The 18,767-nt window shown below is 71.2% G+C and carries 13 protein-coding genes and 3 pseudogenes; 4 read left to right on the top strand and 12 right to left on the bottom strand.

Annotation, left to right across the window (positions count from 1 at the left end; all coding sequences use genetic code 11):
- Positions 1–342, top strand: a pseudogene (locus tag QL983_RS05135) (esterase); the annotation flags it as partial.
- Between the two features lie 114 nt (positions 343–456).
- A complete protein-coding gene (locus QL983_RS05130; protein WP_129866927.1) occupies positions 457–2,292 on the top strand; it encodes an AMP-dependent synthetase/ligase in 1,836 nt (611 codons plus the stop codon).
- Positions 2,293–2,355: 63 nt separating this feature from the next.
- Here the strand turns inward: QL983_RS05130 and QL983_RS05125 are convergent, their stop codons facing one another.
- The 8 genes from QL983_RS05125 to QL983_RS05090 all read right to left on the bottom strand — a co-directional run bounded on the left by QL983_RS05125 (position 2,356) and on the right by QL983_RS05090 (position 12,105).
- Positions 2,356–3,819, bottom strand: coding sequence for a mycothione reductase (locus QL983_RS05125; protein ID WP_101966009.1), 1,464 nt, complete (start codon positions 3,817–3,819; stop codon positions 2,356–2,358).
- 82 nt (positions 3,820–3,901) lie between these two features.
- On the bottom strand, positions 3,902–7,420 hold the full coding sequence (locus tag QL983_RS05120) for a pyruvate carboxylase (protein ID WP_290151569.1): 3,519 nt from the start codon (positions 7,418–7,420) through the stop codon (positions 3,902–3,904).
- A gap of 111 nt (positions 7,421–7,531) precedes the next feature.
- A complete protein-coding gene (locus tag QL983_RS05115) occupies positions 7,532–8,095 on the bottom strand; it encodes a MerR family transcriptional regulator (protein WP_166437742.1) in 564 nt (187 codons plus the stop codon).
- A gap of 211 nt (positions 8,096–8,306) precedes the next feature.
- A complete protein-coding gene (locus QL983_RS05110) occupies positions 8,307–8,822 on the bottom strand; it encodes a bifunctional nuclease family protein (RefSeq protein WP_063189745.1) in 516 nt (171 codons plus the stop codon).
- Positions 8,815–9,558 (bottom strand): MerR family transcriptional regulator, encoded by a 744-nt coding sequence (locus tag QL983_RS05105; protein ID WP_063189747.1) that lies wholly within the window; start codon positions 9,556–9,558, stop codon positions 8,815–8,817. Before QL983_RS05105 ends, QL983_RS05110 begins: the two co-directional genes overlap by 8 nt.
- A 12-nt stretch (positions 9,559–9,570) precedes the next feature.
- Positions 9,571–9,996, bottom strand: coding sequence for an FHA domain-containing protein (locus QL983_RS05100; RefSeq protein WP_002854606.1), 426 nt, complete (start codon positions 9,994–9,996; stop codon positions 9,571–9,573).
- A gap of 101 nt (positions 9,997–10,097) precedes the next feature.
- Positions 10,098–10,484, bottom strand: coding sequence for a glycine cleavage system protein GcvH (gene gcvH, locus QL983_RS05095; RefSeq protein WP_002854607.1), 387 nt, complete (start codon positions 10,482–10,484; stop codon positions 10,098–10,100).
- 85 nt (positions 10,485–10,569) lie between these two features.
- Entirely contained in the window at positions 10,570–12,105 is a 1,536-nt protein-coding gene (locus QL983_RS05090) for a peptide MFS transporter (RefSeq protein WP_082836651.1), read from the bottom strand.
- 100 nt (positions 12,106–12,205) lie between these two features.
- Here QL983_RS05090 and QL983_RS05085 point away from each other — a divergent pair, with 100 nt between their 5' ends.
- Positions 12,206–12,727 (top strand): adenine phosphoribosyltransferase, encoded by a 522-nt coding sequence (locus QL983_RS05085; RefSeq protein ID WP_063189749.1) that lies wholly within the window; start codon positions 12,206–12,208, stop codon positions 12,725–12,727.
- A gap of 174 nt (positions 12,728–12,901) precedes the next feature.
- Here the strand turns inward: QL983_RS05085 and QL983_RS05080 are convergent.
- The 4 genes and pseudogenes from QL983_RS05080 to QL983_RS05065 all read right to left on the bottom strand — a co-directional run.
- A pseudogene (locus QL983_RS05080) lies at positions 12,902–14,209 on the bottom strand (AAA family ATPase); the annotation flags it as partial.
- A gap of 14 nt (positions 14,210–14,223) precedes the next feature.
- Positions 14,224–15,374, bottom strand: a protein-coding gene (locus QL983_RS05075; RefSeq protein ID WP_098471310.1) for an IS3 family transposase whose coding sequence is annotated in 2 segments (ribosomal slippage) — positions 14,224–15,104 and positions 15,104–15,374 — 1,152 coding nt in all. Because the reading frame shifts where the segments join, the coding sequence is not laid out codon by codon here.
- A 62-nt stretch (positions 15,375–15,436) separates the two neighbouring features.
- On the bottom strand, positions 15,437–16,210 hold the full coding sequence (locus QL983_RS05070; RefSeq protein ID WP_230278250.1) for an IS30 family transposase: 774 nt from the start codon (positions 16,208–16,210) through the stop codon (positions 15,437–15,439).
- Between the two features lie 174 nt (positions 16,211–16,384).
- Positions 16,385–17,527 (bottom strand): calcium/sodium antiporter, encoded by a 1,143-nt coding sequence (locus tag QL983_RS05065; RefSeq protein WP_043282823.1) that lies wholly within the window; start codon positions 17,525–17,527, stop codon positions 16,385–16,387.
- Between the two features lie 187 nt (positions 17,528–17,714).
- On the opposite strand from QL983_RS05065, the pseudogene QL983_RS05060 reads away from it, so the two are divergent.
- Positions 17,715–18,691: pseudogene (locus QL983_RS05060) on the top strand (IS1380 family transposase); the annotation flags it as partial.
- Between the last annotated feature and the right edge of the window lie 76 nt (positions 18,692–18,767).

The raw sequence follows: 18,767 nt of genomic DNA, 5'->3' as shown, positions 1-18,767 counted from the left end.
GTCCCCACGGTCGCCCCGATCGCGGACGACATCGCGGACCCGACGGCACGCGAGCGCGCCTACCCCCGCACGCCGGTGGCCGGCGTCGCCGCCGTCGGCCGCATCCAGCGGGCCGCCCGCCGCGCCCTGCCGCGGATCACCGCTCCCGTGACGGTCTACCGGTCCGCCCGCGACGCCGTCGTGCCCGCCTCGAGCCACCGGACCCTGGTGCGGGGCCTGCGCCAGGCCCCCGTGGAGGTGGTGGGACTGCCCCGCAGCCGCCACGTCGCCACGCTCGACCACGACCTGCCGCTGCTGATCGACCACGGCCGGAGCGCGGTCGCCGCCATGACGACGCACTGAGTCGCGCCCGGACCCTGCCGCTGCCGGTTGTAGAGTGTGCGTGACACGACTCACACATACTTCCGTTCCGCCGACCACCGGTCGGCGGGACCGACCCAACGCCCGAGGAGTCCCATGCACGAGATCAGCGAGCCGTACCACCCCCGCCTGTCCCCGGAGGCGAACATCACGGACTTCCTGGAACGCCAGGCCACGGAGCGTCCCGACCACGGCCTCTTCGCGGTGCCCGACGCGCAGGACCAGTGGACGGACGTCTCCGCCCGGGACGCCCGCGAGCGCGTGCGGGCCCTGGCCAAGGGGCTGATCGCCGCCGGGATCCAGCCCGGGGAGACGGTCGGGCTCCTGGCCTCCACCCGCCTGGAGTGGACACTGGTCGACTTCGCCATCTGGTATGCCGGCGCGGTCACCGTGCCCGTGTACGAGACCTCCTCCGTCAGCCAGGTGTCCTGGATCATCGAGGACTCGCACGTGCGCGCCGTCGTGACCGGGAACGAGAACCTCGCCAAGACGGTGCGGGACGCGGTGCAGCGCGAGGGCCTGCCGGAGCTGATCGGCCTGTGGACGATGGACCCGGCCGACGGCGCCCCCGGCTCCGGTCTCGAGGCGCTCGTCGCCCTGGGCACGGACGTCACCGATGAGGAGCTCGAGACGCGCCGGTCCTCCGCCGGCCTGGCCGACCTGGCGACCATCATCTACACCTCCGGCACCACGGGCCGGCCCAAGGGCTGCGAGCTCACGCACGAGAACTTCGCGGAGCTCGTCAACCAGACCCTGTCCTCCTCGCTCGGCGACGTCGTCCGCCAGGACACCTCCACCGTGCTGTTCATCCCCCTGGCGCACGTGTTCGCGCGCTTCGTCTCGGTGCTCACCGTCGCCGCGGGCGCACGCTGCGGGCACGTCTCGGACATCAAGCGGCTCTCGGTCTCGCTGCAGACCTTCCAGCCGAGCTTCGTGCTGGCCGTGCCGCGCGTGTTCGAGAAGATCTACAACGCGGCGCTGCTCAACGCGCAGAGCGGCGGCAAGGAGAAGATCTTCCGCCGTGGCGCGGACGTGGCGATCCGCTGGTCCCGGGCGCTGGACTCGGGCCAGATGACGGCGCCCCTGCGGCTGCAGCGCGCGTTCTACTCCGCGCTGATCTACCGCCGGATCCGGACGGCCATGGGCGGCCGGCTCGCGTACGCGGTCTCCGGCGGCGGCCCCCTCTCCACCGACCTGGCGCACTTCTTCCGCGGCGTGGGCGTGACCATCCTCGAGGGCTACGGCCTCACCGAGACGACGGCCCCCATCACCGTGGGCCGGCCGGACCGGCTGAAGATCGGCACGGTCGGACACCCCCTCGGCGGCAACCAGGTGCGGATCGCCGAGGACGGCGAGATCCTCACGCGCGGCACCTCGCTGATGCGCGGCTACCACAACCGGCCGGAGGCGAACGAGGAGGCCTTCGAGGACGGCTGGTTCCGCACCGGCGACCTCGGGGCCCTGGACGACGACGGCTTCCTCACGATCACCGGCCGCAAGAAGGAGCTGCTGGTGACGGCCGGCGGCAAGAACGTGGCACCGGCGATGCTTGAGGACGCGATCCGCAGCGACGCGCTCGTCTCCCAGGTGATGGTGGTCGGCGACGGCAAGCCCTTCATCGCGGCGATCGTCACCCTCGACACCGACACCCTGCCCGCGTGGCTCGCCGCGAACGGGCTGCCGAAGGACCTCGACGTCGCTGCGGCCGCACGCGAGGACGCGGTGCGCCGCCACATCCAGGAGGCCGTGGACAAGGCCAACAGCCTGGTCTCGCGCGCCGAGGGGATCCGGGAGTTCCGCATCCTCGACCGCGACTTCTCCCTGGAGGAGGGCCATGTGACCCCGTCCCTGAAAATGCGCCGGTCGGCGATCATGAAGGACTTCGTCGCGCAGATCGCGGACATCTACGGGGAGCCCGCCCCGCAGAACTGAACGCCCCCTTCGACGACGGCGCCCGGCCCCCGCGGCCGGGCGTCGTCGTCCCCGCGGGTCCGGTCAGAGCAGACCGGAGTCCGGCACGTCCAGGCCCAGCAGCGCGTTCTCGACGACCTCGGTGAGGGCCGGGTGGGGCCAGTACTGGCCCCGCGCGAGCCGGTGGGCGTCGATGCCAAACGCCATGCCGGTCACGAGCGGCTGGATGAGGTTCGCGGCCTCGTGCCCCAGGATGTGCCCGCCCAGGATCCGTCCCGTGGCCTTCTCCGCGACGACGGTGCACACGCCCTCGGTGTCCTCCATGGCCCAGCCGTAGGCGACGTCCCCGAAGGACTGGGTCTTCACCGTGATCGCGTCCGCGCCGTAGTCGGCGAGCGCCTGCTCCACCGTGAGCCCGACGGAGGCCGCCTGCGGATGGGTGAACACGGCCGCCGGCACGGGGCCGAGCGTGTTGGCGCGAAGGTCGTCCGGATGCTCCAGGTTGTGCGCGACGACGCGGGCCTCGTGGTTGGCCACGTGCTTGAGCTGCCACGTGTTGGCGACATCCCCGAGCACGTAGACCCCCTCCACCGGAGCACCGTCGGAGAGTGCGCGCTGATGCTCGTCGCTGGCCAGGACGCCGCCGTCGGTGACGTCCAGTCCCGCGGCGGCGGGGTCGAGGCGGTCCGTGTTGGGCGTCCGGCCGACCGCGATCAGCACCGCGTCCGCCTCGATGGCCTCCTCCACGATGCCGGTCTGCTCCTGGCCCTCCGCGCGATCCAGGTGCGCCCGGACCCAGCCGTCCGCGGCCCGCTCGGCGTCCTCGACCGGTTCGATCCCGGCCGGGGTCCACCCCGTGCGCAGGTCCCACCGCCGGGCCGCGATCTTCGTGAACGTCGTGGACACGGACATGTCGTGCTGCTTGAGCAGCCGGTGGCCGCGGTTGACCTGGACGACCTCGGTCCCCAGCCCGGCGAAGACGGAGGCGAACTCGCAGGCGATGAACCCCCCGCCCACCACGAGCAGCCGCCGCGGCAGCCGATCCATCCGCATCACGGTGTCCGAGGTGTGCACCGACGGCAGGTCCAGGCCCGGGATTGCCGGGAGGGTGGGCCGCGACCCCGCGGCGACCACCACCTGGTCCGCCGTGATCTCCCGGCCCGAGGCGGTGCGCACGCGGCGGGGGCCGACGAAGCGGACCTCCTCCTGGATCACGCTCGTGTAGTCCAGATCGTCCCGGCGGTAGCGGAGCCCGTCGCGGCTGATGCCGTCGATGCGCGTGAAGATGCGGTCCCGGATGGCCGGGAAGTCGGCGCCCGTGAACTCCAGCCCCACCCCGAGGCTCCGGGCCTCGGGGGGCAGTGCGGCCAGGCCGGCCGGGTAGGCGTACATCTTGGTGGGGATGCAGCCGACGTTCAGGCAGGTGCCGCCGAACGTGCCGGAGTCGGCGATCACGACGCTCCGGCCCTTCCAGTGTTCGCTGATCAGGGAGTTCCCCGATCCGGAGCCGATGATGAGCAGGTCGTGGTGTTCAGCAGGGGTGTCCATGCCCTCCAGGATAGGCGCGGGCCCGGACGCGATGGCGTCCGGGCCCGTGGGGCGGCCCGCCGGCGGCGGGCTCACGCGGGGCTCACTCGATCACGAGCAGCAGGTCTCCGCCGTTGACGGGCGTGACGCCCTCCGTGACCACGCGGCGCACGGTGCCCGCGGCCTGGGCCGTGATCGCGGCCTCCATCTTCATCGCCTCGATCGTGGCCACCGCCTGGCCGACCTCGACGGCGTCGCCCTCGGCCACCTGGACGGTGACCGAGCCCGCGAACGGGGCGGCGACGTGTCCGGGGGTGCCGGGGTCCGCCTTCTCCGCGGTCCGCACGGTGGACTCGATCGAGCGGTCGCGGACGGTCATCTGGCGCAGCTGGCCGTTCAGGGTGACCATCACGGTGCGCATGCCCTTCTCGTCCGGCTCGGAGACGGACATGAGGGTGGCGAGCAGCCGCACACCGCGTCCGAGCGAGATGACGTGCTCGCGCCCGGGGACGAGGCCGTAGAGGAAGTCGCGGGTGTGCAGGGTGACGGTGTCCCCGAACTCCTCGCGGTGCGCCTCGAACTCCTTCGTGGGGCCGGGGAAGAGCAGGCGGTTCAGCACCCCGCGGCGGGTCTGTCCGGCCTCGCCGAGGGCGCTCGAGTCCTCCGCGGAGATCTCCACCATGCCCGCGCCCTCGCGGCGACCCTGGAGGGCCTTGGTCCGGAAGGGCTCCGGCCAGCCGCCGGGCGGGTCGCCGAGCTCGCCGCGCAGGAAGCCGATCACGGAGTCCGGGATGTCGAACTCCTGCGGACGCTCCGCGAACTCCTTCGGGTCCACGCCGGAGCCGACCAGCTGCAGCGCCAGATCGCCCACCACCTTGGAGGACGGGGTGACCTTGACGAGGTGGCCGAGCAGGTCGTCGGCCGCGGCGTACATCGACTCGATGGCCTCGAACCGCTCCCCCAGGCCGAGCGCGATCGCCTGCGTGCGCAGGTTGGACAGCTGGCCGCCCGGGATCTCGTGGTGGTACACGCGGCCGGTCGGGGCGGGCAGCCCCGCCTCGAAGGGCGCGTACGCCGAGCGGACGGACTCCCAGTAGGGCTCCATCGCGGTGGCGGCCTCGAGGCCGAGACCGGTGTCCCGCTCCGTGTGCTCGAGCGCCGCCACCAGGGCGGACAGCGGCACCTGGCTGGTGGTGCCCGCCATGGACGCGGTGGCCGCGTCGACGGCGTCCACGCCGGCCTCCGCCGCTGCGAGCAGGGTGGCCAGCTGACCGCCGGCGGTGTCGTGCGTGTGCAGGTGCACGGGCAGGTCGAACTCGGCGCGCAGGGCGGTGACCAGCTCGCGCGCCGCGGCGGGCCGCAGCAGGCCCGCCATGTCCTTGATCGCCAGGACGTGGGCGCCGGCGTCGACCATCCGGCGGGCGAGGCCCAGGTAGTAGTCGAGCGTGTAGAGCGTCTCCTGGGGATCCGTCATGTTGCCCGTGTAGCACAGGGCCGCCTCGGCCACGGCGGTGCCCGTGGCACGCACCGCCTCGATGGCCGGGGTGATCTGCTCGACGTCGTTGAGCGCATCGAAGATGCGGAACACGTCGACGCCGGACGCCGCGGCCTCGGCCACGAACGCGTCCGTCACCTCGGTGGGGTACGGCGTGTAGCCCACCGTGTTGCGGCCGCGCAGCAGCATCTGGATCGGGATGTTCGGCAGCTCCGCGCGCAGCAGCTCGAGGCGCTGCCACGGGTCCTCGTGGAGGAAGCGCAGCGCGACGTCGTACGTCGCCCCGCCCCAGGCCTCCACCGAGAGCAGCCCCGGCAGGGTGTGCGCGACGGCGGGGGCGGCGGCCAGCAGGTCGCGCGTGCGGACGCGGGTGGCCAGCAGGGACTGGTGGGCGTCGCGGAACGTGGTGTCCGTGACGGCCAGCGCGGTCTGCTCGCGCAGGGTGCGGGCGAAGCCCTCGGGGCCCTGCTCCAGCAGCACCTGACGCCAGCCGCGCGGGGGCACCGCGTCCTCGTTCCGGCTCGGGCCGTCGAAGGGCGAGCGGTCCGGCTCCTGGTGCTTGTCGCCCGGGTGCTCGGGGAGGCGGTCGCGAGGGTCGATGCCCTCGACGCGCGGGCCGTGCGGCTGGTTGACGGTGACGTCCACGAGATACTGCAGGGCCTTGGATCCGCGGTCCTGGGAGCGGTTCACCGTGGCCAGCTCGGGGTGCTTGTCGATGAAGTCCGTGGCGACGTCGCCGCTGAGGAACTGCGGGTCGTCCATCACGTTCATCAGGAACGGGATGTTGGTGGCCACGCCGCGCACGCGGAACTCTGCCAGGGCGCGGCGCACGCGGCGCACCGCCGTGGCGTAGTCGCGTCCGCGGCAGGTGAGCTTGACCAGCATGGAGTCGAAGTGGGGGCTGATCTCCGCACCGGCGTAGATGGTGCCGCCGTCGAGGCGCACACCGGAGCCGCCGGCCGAGCGGTAGGCGGTGATGGTGCCGGTGTCCGGGCGGAAGCCGTTGGCCGGGTCCTCGGTGGTGATGCGGCACTGGATGGCGAAGCCGCGGACCTGGAGGGCGTCCTGGGTGATGCCCAGCTCGGGCAGGGTGGCGCCGGCGGCGATGCGCAGCTGCGCGCCCACCAGGTCGACGTCCGTGACCTCCTCGGTCACGGTGTGCTCCACCTGGATGCGGGGGTTCATCTCGATGAACACGTGCTGGCCCGCACGCTCGCCCGCCGTGTCCACGAGGAACTCGACGGTGCCCGCGTTGACGTACCCCATCTCCTTGGCGAAGGCGACGGCGTCCCGGTGCAGGGCCTGCCGGATCTCCTCGTCCAGGTTCGGGGCCGGGGCCATCTCGATGACCTTCTGGTGGCGGCGCTGGAGCGAGCAGTCCCGCTCGAAGAGGTGCACGACGTTGCCCTCGCCGTCGGCGAGGATCTGCACCTCGATGTGCCGCGGCCGCAGGACGGCCTGCTCGAGGAACACGGTGGGGTCGCCGAAGGCGGTGTCCGCCTCGCGCATCGCGGCCTCGAGGGAGCCGCGCAGGTCCTCGCGGCGCTCGACGCGGCGCATGCCGCGGCCGCCGCCGCCGGCGACGGCCTTGACGAAGATGGGGAAGCCGATCTCCTCGGCCTGCTCCAGGAGCCACTCGACGTCGGCGCTCGGGTCCGAGGAGGCCAGGGTGGGGATGCCCGCGCGCTTGGCCGCGCGCAGGGCCTCGACCTTGTTGCCGGTCAGCTCGAGGACGTCGGCGGGCGGGCCGACGAAGGTGATCCCGTTCTCGGCCGCGGCGCGGGCCAGGCCGGCGTTCTCCGACAGGAAGCCGTAGCCCGGGTAGATCGCGTCGGCCCCGGCGTCCTTGGCCACGCGGATGATCTCGTCCACGTCGAGGTAGGCGCGCACGGGGTGGCCCTCGTCGCCGATGCGGTAGGCCTCGTCCGCCTTCTGGCGGTGGATCGAATTGCGGTCCTCGTAGGGGAAGACGGCGACGGTGCGGGCGCCCAGCTCGTAGCAGGCGCGGAAGGCGCGGACGGCGATCTCGCCGCGGTTGGCCACCAAGACCTTGGAGAAGACGGCGCCGGCTCCGGTCGACCCGGCCGCGTCCTCTGGAGGGGTGAAGTTCTCGACAGGTGCGGTCATGGTTGGGAGTGTGTCACACCGCGCCGGAGTTCCGCCTCGTGTCGCGCACACTCACCGCTGCGAGACGAAAGATGACTGACTCGGCCCTCCGGGGCGCCCCGGGGTGGAGGGTCAGGCGGAGCGGCGGGCCCGACGCCGCCCGGCCAGCTCGTCCCCCGGCTCGGGGCCGTCGACCACGCTCTCGCGGGGCAGCTCGGCGAGGCTGCCCTCGACCTCGCGCCACACGCGGCCGACGGCGATCCCGAAGACGCCCTGGCCGCCCTGGACGAGGTCCACGACCTCGTCCGCCGAGGTGCACTCGTACACCGAGGCGCCGTCGCTCATCAGGGTGATCTGCGCCAGGTCCTCGACACCCCGCTCGCGCAGGTGGCCCACGGCGGTGCGGATCTGCTGGAGCGAGACGCCGGTGTCCAGGAGGCGCTTGACCACCTTGAGGACGAGGATGTCGCGGAACGAGTAGAGCCGCTGGGAGCCGGAGCCGGAGGCGCTGCGGACCGTGGGGACCACGAGGTCCGTGCGGGCCCAGTAGTCGAGCTGGCGATAGGTGATGCCGGCGGCCTTGCACGCGGTGGGACCGCGGAAGCCGACGTCGTCGCCCCGGGTCGCGCCCTCGTCGAAGAGCGTGCCCTGGGTGCCGAGCGCGGGGGGCCGGCCAGGACCTGCAGTGGGTGTCACGGGGAACCTCCTGGTGCGGGGCCCCCGGTGCGGGAAGGGGACGCGACCGTCATGTGCCGCCGGTGACCGTGGCGGCGCTCCCCGGTGACCGTGGGGAGGACGACGGAGGCGCCCCGGGTGGCGGGGCCCTCTTCCCCTCGAAGGTACGCGCGGGTCCGGGGGCGGTCAACGAAGCTGGCGGCGCGGCCGCGCCGTGTCGCGCCGGCTCCGCTCAGGCGAAGTCCTCGGGGCGCACCGTGTCCAGGAAGTCGCGGAAGTCCTCGACGGCGCGCTCCTGGCCGGCGTCCTCCTCCCCCGTCCGCGCCGGCATGCCGGCGTCCGCGAGCACGGCGGGGCTGCCGAGCACGGGGGCGTCGGCGCGCAGGGCGACCACGACGGCGTCCGACGCGCGGGCGTCGACCCGGGCGCCCGTGGAGAGCACGAGCTCGGCGTGCACGACCTCGTCCCGGACCTCGGTGAGCCGCACCCGCACGACCTCGGCGCCCAGGGCGCCGACGGCGGCCAGGAGCAGCTCATGGGTGAGGGGCCGGGGCGCGCGGACGCCCTCGAGCGCGAGCGCGGCGGCGGCGGCCTCGGGCGCACCCACCCACAGGGGGACCATCGTGCGGCCGGGCGGATCCACCAGCAGGATCACGTGGTGCTGCTCGGGCAGCTCGACGCGCACGCCGAGCACGGAGAGCGGCACGTCGCCGACGTCGTCGGCGGGCACGGGGCGCGGCTCAGTCATCCCACTGCTCCAGCCCCTCGGCCACGAGGGCCGCATGCAGCCGCAGGCTGGCCTGCGCGATCTCCCGTGCCGAGCGGGCCACGCGGGGGCGGGTGCCGGCGTCGCGGCGGGCCTGCAGCGGGGCGACGGCGCGCTCCACCAGGCCCAGTTCGCGGTCGGCCGCGGCCCGCAGCGGGCGGAGGTGCCGGGGCTCCAGGCCGTGGCCCGCGAGCACGACGGCGGCCCGGGCCACGTCCATCGCGTGGCTCGGGTAGCCGCCGTCGGGATCGACGGGCAGGAGCGAGTACTGATCCAGCTCGGCCAGCAGCTCCTCGCCCGCACCGGATTCGGCGGCGAGCTCGGCGCGGGTCCACGACCGGCGACCCCCGGCGACCTCGCGGCCGAGCCGCTCCGCGTCCGAGGACGCCGGGACCGCCGCGGTTCCGGGCAGGCCGGTGGGGCGTTCGCCGCGGTCCAGCGCGGCCAGGTGGTCGGCGATGACCTTGAGCGGCAGGAAGTGGTCGCGCTGCAGGGCGAGGACGAACCGGAGCCGGTCCACGTCCCCGGGCCGGAAGCGCCGGTAGCCGGCGGGAGTCCGCTCGGGCAGGACGAGGCCGCGGTCCTCCAGGAAGCGCACCTTGGACGCGGTGACGCCGGGGAATTCGGCTTCGAGGGCGGCCACGACCTCGCCGATGCCCAGCCGGCCCGCAGGGCGGGCGGCGGGGACGGCGTCGGGTCGCGGGCGCGGATCGGTCACGGGGATGACGGCTCAGCCCCGCGCCGGCCCGGCGTAGTACGTGAGCCGGTACTTGCCGATCTGCACGTGCATCCCGGAGCGCAGCAGGATCTCGTCCACGCGGTCGTGGTTCACGAAGGTGCCGTTGAGGGAGTTCAGGTCCACGAGCCGGTGGCCGCCGTCCTCGGCCCGGAACTCCGCGTGACGACGGGAGACGGTGACGTCGTCGAGGAAGATGTCCGCGTCCGGGTGGCGCCCCACGGAGACCACGTCCTCGTCCAGCAGGAAGCGGGCCGACTGGTCCGGGCCCTCGTGGGCGAGCAGCAGCGCGGAACCGGCCGGGAGGGCGCGGATCGCGTCCGACTCCTCACGGGTGAGGTCCGCCGAGACCAGCGGCGCCAGCTCGGTGAGGTTGATGGCGGAGGTGGACAGGTCCGGTTCACGTCCGGGCTGGTTCATGGGGTGCTCCTGTGCGGGGGCCGGCGCCGCGGCGCCGGAGGGAGAGACGAAGGGGACGCCGTCGCCCCGCCGGCCGGCGGCGGGGCGACGGCGGACGGGGCTCAGCTGGTGTGCGAGGCGTAGCCCTCGGCGTCCATGAGGCCCTCGAGCTGGGCCTCGTCCGCGAGGGTGATCTCGAACAGCCAGCCGCCCTCGTAGGGGGCGGAGTTGACCAGGCCGGGCTCGCCGTCGAGCTCGTCGTTGACGGCGGCCACGGTGCCGGAGACCGGGGCGTAGATGTCCGAGACGGACTTCGTGGACTCGACCTCGCCCACCGCGGTGCCCGCGGTGACCTCGGTGCCGACCTCCGGCAGGTCCACGTACACGACGTCACCCAGCGCATCCTGGGCGAAGTCGGTGATGCCCACGCGGACCGTGCCGGCGGCACCGGCCTCGGCGATCCACTCGTGCTCGGCGGAGTACTTCAGGCCTTCGGGGATGGAGCTCATGGAGTGCGCGTCCTTTGTGTGGTCGGGAGGGATGACGTCGTCTCGCAGACTACCGAGCGGCGCGTGATTCGCGCCACTGGCGTGCTCAGAGCACGCCGCGCATGCCGCGACGCACCGGCTTGGCGATGGCCAGCACGATCAGGCCCACGCCGAGGGTGACCGCACCGATCGTGCCGAAGTAGCCCACCTCGTTCTGCTCCGAGTAGGAGCCGGCCAGGGAGCCGGCCAGGGCCGTGCCCAGGGCGACGGACAGGTTGTACAGCGACACCATCATCACCGGGAAGCTGCGCGGGGCGACCTTGGTGGCCAGGGAGAGGCCCACCGGGGAGACGAGCAGCTCGCCCATGGTGCAGACGAAGAGGATCAGCGTCAGCCACAGCAGCGGCACGGCGGCGACGTCGGCCACCGGGATGAACAGCAGGAAGGCGATGCCGATCAGGACGATGCCGATGCCGAACTTCACCGGGGTGGCGGGCTGGCGGGTGCCCAGCTTGGTCCACAGCGCGGCGAACACCGGGGCGAACACGATGATGAAGATCGGGTTGATGGAGTTGACCCACTCCATGGGCATGAGCCAGCCGAACAGGTTCCGGTCGAGGCGGTGCTCGGAGTACAGCGCGATCACGGTGAACTGCTGCTGGAAGAGGGCGAAGAACACGGACGTGCCGATGAACAGCGGGATGAACGCCTTCACGCGCGAGCGCTCCTCCTCCGAGACCTTCGTCGAGGTCAGCAGGACCGCGAAGATCGCGATGGCCGCGACGGCGGCGAGCACGACGACGGCGTCGGAGAGGTTGCCCAGGGTGATGACGTCCGTGAGGAACAGGGCCACGACGACGGCGACCATCCCCAGGCCGATCAGGCCCCAGCGGCCGTACTGCGACCGCGGCAGCGGATCCGGGACCCGGTGCACGTCCGTGGGCAGGTTCTTGCGGGTCAGGGCGTACTGCGCCAGGCCGATGGCCATGCCGGCGGCGGCGAGGCCGAAGCCCACGTGGAAGCCCATCGTGTCGCGTGCCAGGCCGGTGAGCAGCGGGCCGAAGAGGGCGCCGATGTTCACGCCCATGTAGAAGATGGAGAAGCCGGCATCGCGCTTGGGGTCCTCGCGGGAGTACAGGGAGCCGACGAGGTTCGTGGCGTTGGCCTTGAGGCCGCCCGAACCGACGGCGACGAGCACGAGGCCCAGGGTCAGGCCCGGGACGCCCGGGACGAGGGCCAGCGCGATGTGGCCCAACATGATCCCGACGGCGCTGACGAACATGGTGCGCTCGGAACCGAGCAGGCGGTCGGCGACCCAGCCGCCGAGGATGCAGAACACGTACACCATGCCGCCGTAGGCGCCGACGATGCCCGTGGCCACGGCCGGGTCGATCCCGAGGCCGCCCTCCGCGGCGGTCCAGGACATGTAGTACACGAGCATCGCCTGCATGCCGTAGAAGGAGAAGCGCTCCCACAGCTCCACGGAGAACAGGTTCGCCAGCGGGCCGGGCTGGCCGAGGAACGGGCGGCCGCGCCAGTCGGGGGTGGCGTCGTCGGGACGGGTGGCCGTCGACGCCGCCACGCGGGCGGACGGCTCGACGTCGGGCACGCGGCCCGCGAGAGGATTCTGGGGATTTTCCACCGATCTACTGTCCTCCCCTGAGGGAGCCAGAGCAAACTCCCCGCCCGATGACGCCGATCACATCCGCGGCCCGGGCGGCGTCCGTCCTAGAGTGGAGGCCGTGTCCGTCACCTCCGAGATCGCCCGTGCCCGCTCGCTCATCCGTGTGGTCCCCGACCATCCCAGCCCGGGCGTGGCCTTCCAGGACATCACGCCCCTGCTCGCCGACGCCCGCGCCCTGAGGGCGTGTGTTGAGGCCCTGGTGGCGCCGTTCGAGGGACGCTTCGACCTCGTGGCCGGCCTCGAGGCCCGCGGGTTCCTGCTCGCCGGGGCGGCCGCCGTCCTGACCGGCACCGGCCTCGTGCCGCTGCGCAAGGCCGGGCGCCTCCCGGCTCCCGCGGCCCGTGCGGACTACACGCTGGAGTACGGGACCGCGAGCATCGAGGTCTCCGAGGACCTGCGGGCCGGGTCACGGGTGCTCCTGCTCGACGACGTCCTCGCCACGGGCGGCACCCTCGCCGCCGGCCGGCGGCTCATCGAGGCGCGGAGTGCGGAGGTGGTGGGCGCGGCCTGCCTGCTGGAGCTCACGGCCCTCGGCGGCCGGGCCGTCGTGCCGGACACGCACGTGCTGTTCGCGGCCTGAACCGCCCCGCCCGACCGACGGAGAGTGGCGGACCAGGCTGCTCCGCGCCGGGTACGACGAAGCCGGAGCCCCGAACTGCTGAACTCCGGCTTCGTCGACGTGGTCGGGCTAGCGGGATTTGAACCCACGACCTCTTGACCCCCAGGCGTCCAGACCGTTCATACTTCTCCGAAAATGCGACGTGACGGCGTAGCCGAGCTCCAGATGCTCGGCCGCGTAGTCGGCCGGGATCACGACGGAGCCACCTCGCTTCCGGCCAGCACGGCGGAGGGCGAGGGAGTCGTCGTCGCGGACGTCGGTGACCGTCCACCTGTTGCTGTTGCTGACCCAGCCACGCCCGGAGCGCAGGCGCCGGTCGTTGTGTCGGGTGATGACGGTGTCCCCGGCGGCGGCGCGGGTGCCGTCGTGCAGTTCGACTTCGCGGAGGGCGTTCACGATGCCGTCAAGGATCAGCTCGGCGCGGGCTCGCCGGTTGAGGGCGAGCACGGCTTCGTTGGAGTCGGCCACGAGCACCGCCGCCCGCCCGGCCAGCGTGTCGGCGCGCCACGCCCGGTAGGCGACTTCGACCATCGCCTCGCTGTCGCCTTCGGCGATGCGGCCGTGGTCCGCGTAGGCGTTGATGACGCTGGTGTCGCCGTGGCGCAGGCCGAGGGAGGCAGTCTTCTCCCAGGCGTGGGCGAGGCGGTGCACGGCGGTGAGCTCGGGGGCGTCATCCCGGTCGTGGACGAGCATCGCGTAGGCGCCGGCCGCGGTCGGCAACTGGAGCTGAGCGTAGTCCCCGACGACCAACGTCTTCGCCCCGGCCGCGGTGGCGAGGGCGGTGATGCGGTCGAGGGCGAGGGTGCCGGCCATCGACGCCTCATCGACGACGACGAGCTGCCCCCGGCGGAACGTGGCCCCGGTGCGGTCGTGGGTGTCCAGCCACTTCGCCGTGTTCTCGGCGGCAATCCCGAGGTCGTCGGCGAGGACGTGCGCCGCGACCGCGGACGGAGCGAGGCCGACGACAGAGCCTCGGCCGTGCTCGTGCTCCCACGCTCGGCGCAGCGCGTTCATCGCCGTCGTCTTCCCAGCCCCGGCCGGCCCTACGAGCACGTCGATCATCCGGCCTGACAGCGCGATCCTCGCCAACGCGTCCGCCTGGTCCGGGCCGAGGGTGCGGCCCTCCCGGTCGGGCCGGGCCGTGATCCGCTCTACCGTCGCCAACGGCACGGTCGGGCCGGTAGTGGTGCGGGCGCGCTCGAGGAGGCGGTCTTCGGCCGCCAGCAGAACCTCGGAGGAGAACACGGCCGAGTGCTTCGGCCGGAACACTGATGTGCCATCCGGGCGGCGGAACGCCGCGGGGCTCGAAGCGAGCTCGGGCGGGGTCAGCCGCAGCGACACGGACTCGGCGGCGTCGACCACGAGGCCGACGATCGCTTCCCGGTCTTCGGTGGAGGCGAACCTGTAGCCGGTGGTCTGCCGGGCGGCCTCGGCCATCAGGTTCTGAGCCGCCCCCTTCATTCGGTCCGGACGTTCTGTGAGTCGTCGGTTTCCATTTGATGGGTGCACTGCCGAGCGTACTCGGCTGGGGTTAGGTAGCCGAGCGAGGAGTGCCGGCGGTGGTGGTTGTACTCGTCCTTCCAGTCGCCGATGATGACCTGTGCGTGCAGCAGCGAGTAAAAGCTGTTGATGTTGAGGCACTCGTCGCGGATCCGGCTGTTGAACGACTCGACGTACCCGTTGCGCCACGGCGAGCCCGGAGGGATGTAGGACAGGCCGGTGCGGGTGCCGGCCCAGTCGGCCATCGCCTCGCTGATGAACTCCGGCCCGTTGTCCGACCTGAGCACCGCCGGGGCGCCCCGGGCGGCGACGAGGTCCTCGAGGTGGGCGGTGAGTCGGTCGGCGGTAATCGAGCGCTCCACGAGCCCGCCGATGCACTCCCGGGTGTGTTCGTCGACGATCGAGCAGATCTTGATCGGTCGTCCGTGCTCGTCGGCGTCGAACTGGAAGTCCACCGCCCACACCACGTTCGGCGCGTCCGCCGTCGGCGCGTCGACGGTCGAGGACCCGACGCGCTTGCGTCGACGCCGCTGCGGGACCCGGAGCCCTTCGTCACGCCACAGGCGTTGGATCTTCTTGTGGTTCACCACCCACCCCTCGGCGCGGGCGTCGTGATACGCCCGCCGATACCCGTAGCGGGGATGGTCCTTCGCCCAGGCGCGCAGCCACTCCCTGAGCGCCCGATCCGGGTCCGCGACCGTGTCGCCCTTGAGCGGTCGCCGGTACGCGGAGCGGCTCAGCCCGACCAGACGGCACGCCATCCGTTCGCTCACCCGCAACTTGCGCTTGAGGTGATCGACGGCGGCGCGGCGCCTGTCCGGGCTTAGAAGTTTCCCTCAGCCAGCTCCTTGAGCGCGGCCTTCTCCAGCTCCGCTTCCGCGAGCAGACGCTTCAGGGTCGCGTTCTGCTTCTCCAGCTCCTTCAGGCGCTTTGCGTCGTCGGCCTTGAGGCCGCCGTACTGGTTCCGCCACCGGTAGTACGTCTGCTCGGACACCCCGAGCTCCCGGCACACCGCCGCGACGTCCTGACCATCGGCGAGCATCCTGTCGGCCTGCCCGAGCTTACGGACGACCTGCTCGGGGGTGTGACGCTTCCTGCTGTTCGTCATGATCTGACCAGTCTCCCTGCCCGCGACCGCGGGCAACAGGACGACTCTCATAACGACTGGACCTACGAAACGGGGTCAGCCCAGGGGAGACCTTTGCGTGGTGCGCCATCTCGCTGCCCTGGTCCCTTACCAGCGAGGTCTGCATCATCCGGGGCAGCTCGGTGAAGTACTCGATCACCGCGTCCGCGGGGGCCCTCGGCGTGTTTCGAGGGCAGGGCGAGCGGGCCGGTGAACCCGCTCATCCGCTCCACCAGCGTCGCCGCGCACGAGGACCCGTTCTTCCCGATGATCAGGTCGCCCTCCCAGTGCCCGGGTACCCGCCGCTTCGCCGCGTCCTCGCCACGCTCCGCGATCGGGACCATCCCCACGATCGGCCCGCCTCGGGAGCGGCCGTGCGTGCGGGGCCGGCGCTTGGTCCGTTTGGACTGCAAGAAGATCCCACGCTTGGCGAGTTCTCCGCGGGGGATCGCGTAGATGTACTGGTAGATCGCTTCTCCGCTGACGGTGCGGCCCTGAGCGTCGGGAGAGTTCGCCATGCGTTCAACGGTCGGGTCTGCGGCCTCCAGACGCAAGCGACCCGCGATCTCGTTCGGCATCCATGACGCTGCGAGGTCGGCGTTGACGCGGGCCTCGAGTACCGGGTCCTTTGCCACTTTCCGGACCTGTGGGCGAGAGCGCTGGCGTTGCGCTTTCACGTCCGCGGTCACGGCTTGATAGCCGCGCGTCTTCGTCGAGTTCGGTCGAAGCTCTCTGGAGACCACCGAAGGGCATCTACCCAGGTGAGACGCGATCTTCCGGACTCCCCACCCGGCCTTCGATCCCGTCGAGATCTCCATCCGCTCCGTGAACGTGAGTCGCCGCCGCACCATCCCAGGCCTCCTCGCCTCGAGCCCCCACCGACCGGGAGTGTTGCTACGACGCTATGACACCACCAACCGACAGTCATCTCTTGCCGATTTACATTCAGCCGACGACCTGAATGAAGCCAGCAGCCGAATGCACTCGACGGTCTACGTCGAAGTCGTGGTCTGGTCCAGGTCTCGGCGTCCCTTGCGGAGCCCGATTTCGTAGGCTGTAAAGGAAATGAGCGTCAGTGCGATTAACGGCAGCACGAACCACGCCATGGCTACGGTGAATCCCTCCAGTGCATCGTGCGCTGTGGCAGCCAGCACAAGGTATCCGGTGTAGGCGGCGTACAAAACCACGAACAAGCCGCCCTCCCAACGCGCCACCGCGAAGCCCGTGAACGCGATCGGCAGTAGTGCCACTGCGGCCGCCAGCATTACTGGGATATCGAAGGCCACTGCGGCGCCGGATACGGGAATGCCCTCAAGAGAGATGAGCGCGGTTAGTCCTAGCACTACCCCTATGTTGAAGATATTGCTGCCGACCACGTTGCCCACCGCTAGGTCGCGTTCACCGCGACGCACGGCAATGATGGACGTCGCCAGCTCGGGCAGCGATGTCCCGACAGCCACAACGGTCAGTCCGACCACGAGGCTGCTTACGCCCAACGTGGTGGCTATGTTCACTGCTCCTTCCACGAGCAGCGTGGCACCGGCGACCAGCAACGCGACCCCCAGCAGCACAAAGAAGAGCGACCTGCTGACCGAGGCGCCTAGCGCAGCCCCTTCCTCGTCGGCTGGATCGACGGTTGCCGAATCTCCTGTCCCTTCCCGGGCATTCACCGCGGTCTTGGCGTCCCGCCGACTAATCACCACGGACATTATGGTGTGGACCACCACACCGAAAAATAGTATCAGCCCGTCCACCGCACTGATCCTCCCATCCAGGGACACAAGGAGCAGTAGAACTGACAAGACGACCATCAGGGGCAGGTCAAAGCGGATCAGCCTCCGCTTTACAGCGAGGGGAACGACCAGCGCGGACAGTCCCAGGATGAGCAGGACATTAATGATGTTGCTGCCAACCGCATTGCCCACGGCAAGCCCCGGTTCATCACGCAGTACAGCACCGACGCTCACTGCGAACTCGGGTGCCGACGTCGCCGCTGACACTACGGTGAGACCGATCACCAATGACGAAATCCCGAAACGTCCAGCCAGTGCTGACGCCCCACGCACCAAAAATTCCCCACCCAAGACCAGCAGCACCAGTCCGGCCACGATCCGTCCAATATCAAGCGCATCCATGAGTAGGAGTGTACGGACCACAGTTCAGGCCCTGCCACGAGCACCCGCTGACCTCGAGATTTCACTGGGGTGTGGTCTCGACGGGTGGGCGTCATAGAGAAAGGTGCTCCTGGCCTGGGATGATACGGGGTGTCGAGTCTCGTAATCCCTGGCCGGAAGGAGCACCTTTCAGGTGTCCCACCCTACCGTGTTCTTCTACCCCCGCCCGCGTGTGGACGTCGCTGAGGTCCCGGCGGCCTCGCATGCGGGCGCGGTGCTGCTGACCGACACGATCCACGCCACCGGCCTCGCCTCTTCGCTGCGTGAAGCGTTGGGTTCATGGACGAAACCGCTGGCCGAGCATCACGCCTCCAAGGTCCTGCTGGACCTCGCGATGACTCTCGCGGTGGGCGGGGAGGTCGCCCGTGACACCGACCTGCTGCGGTGCGAGCCGGGCCTGTTCGGTGACGTCGCCTCGGCCCCAACGATCTCCCGCACGCTCACCACCCTCGCTGAGGACGCGCCCGCCGTGATGACCGCGATCGCCAGGGCTCGCAGGACCGCGCGCGAGCAGGCCTGGGCCCTGGCCGGCGAGCATTCCCCGGCCGAGGGGACGAGCGCGAAGACCCCGCTGGTCATCGACCTCGACGCCACCCTGATCAACGTCCACAGTGAGAAGGAGCAAGCCGCCCCGACGTTCAAACGCGGCTTCGGCTACCACCCTCTGTACGCGTTCCTGGACCACGGCAGCGAAGGAACCGGGGAACCGCTCGCGATCCACCTTCGCCCCGGCAACGCGGGCTCGAACACCGCCAGCGATCACATCGCCGTCACCCGTCTGGCCCTTGCGCAGCTCCCACCGGCCCTGCTGGGCCGGGGCGGGCGGGGATCGAAAAAGGTCCTGATTCGCACCGACGGGGCCGGCGGCCCCAAGGACTTCGCGGGCTGGCTGGAGCGGCAGCGTCTGGCCTACTCAGTCGGGTTCACCCTCCCCGCGAACACTCCTGACCTGTTGGAACGTATTGATGAGGCGAAGGCGTGGACTCCTGCCTACGACACCGACACCGAAGGGATCCGCGATGGGGCATGGGTCGCGGAACTGACCGGACTACTGGACCTGCCCGGGTGGCCCCCGGAATGCGGGTAACCGTAAGGAAGGAACGCCCCCACCCCGGAGTGCAGCTGGTCAAGCCCCTCGTGATGGTGTAGCGGTCTGATCCTTCATGGGGGTCAGGCGCTGAGGCCGAGGTTGAGTTCGGTG

Origin of the sequence: Micrococcus sp. APC 4021 (genome assembly GCF_030407635.1) — a bacterium.
GTDB classification, from domain to species: Bacteria; Actinomycetota; Actinomycetes; order Actinomycetales; family Micrococcaceae; genus Micrococcus; species Micrococcus luteus.
The sequence above is the reverse complement of the archived record's forward strand: the minus strand, read 5'-3'. Positions and strand labels throughout refer to the sequence as shown.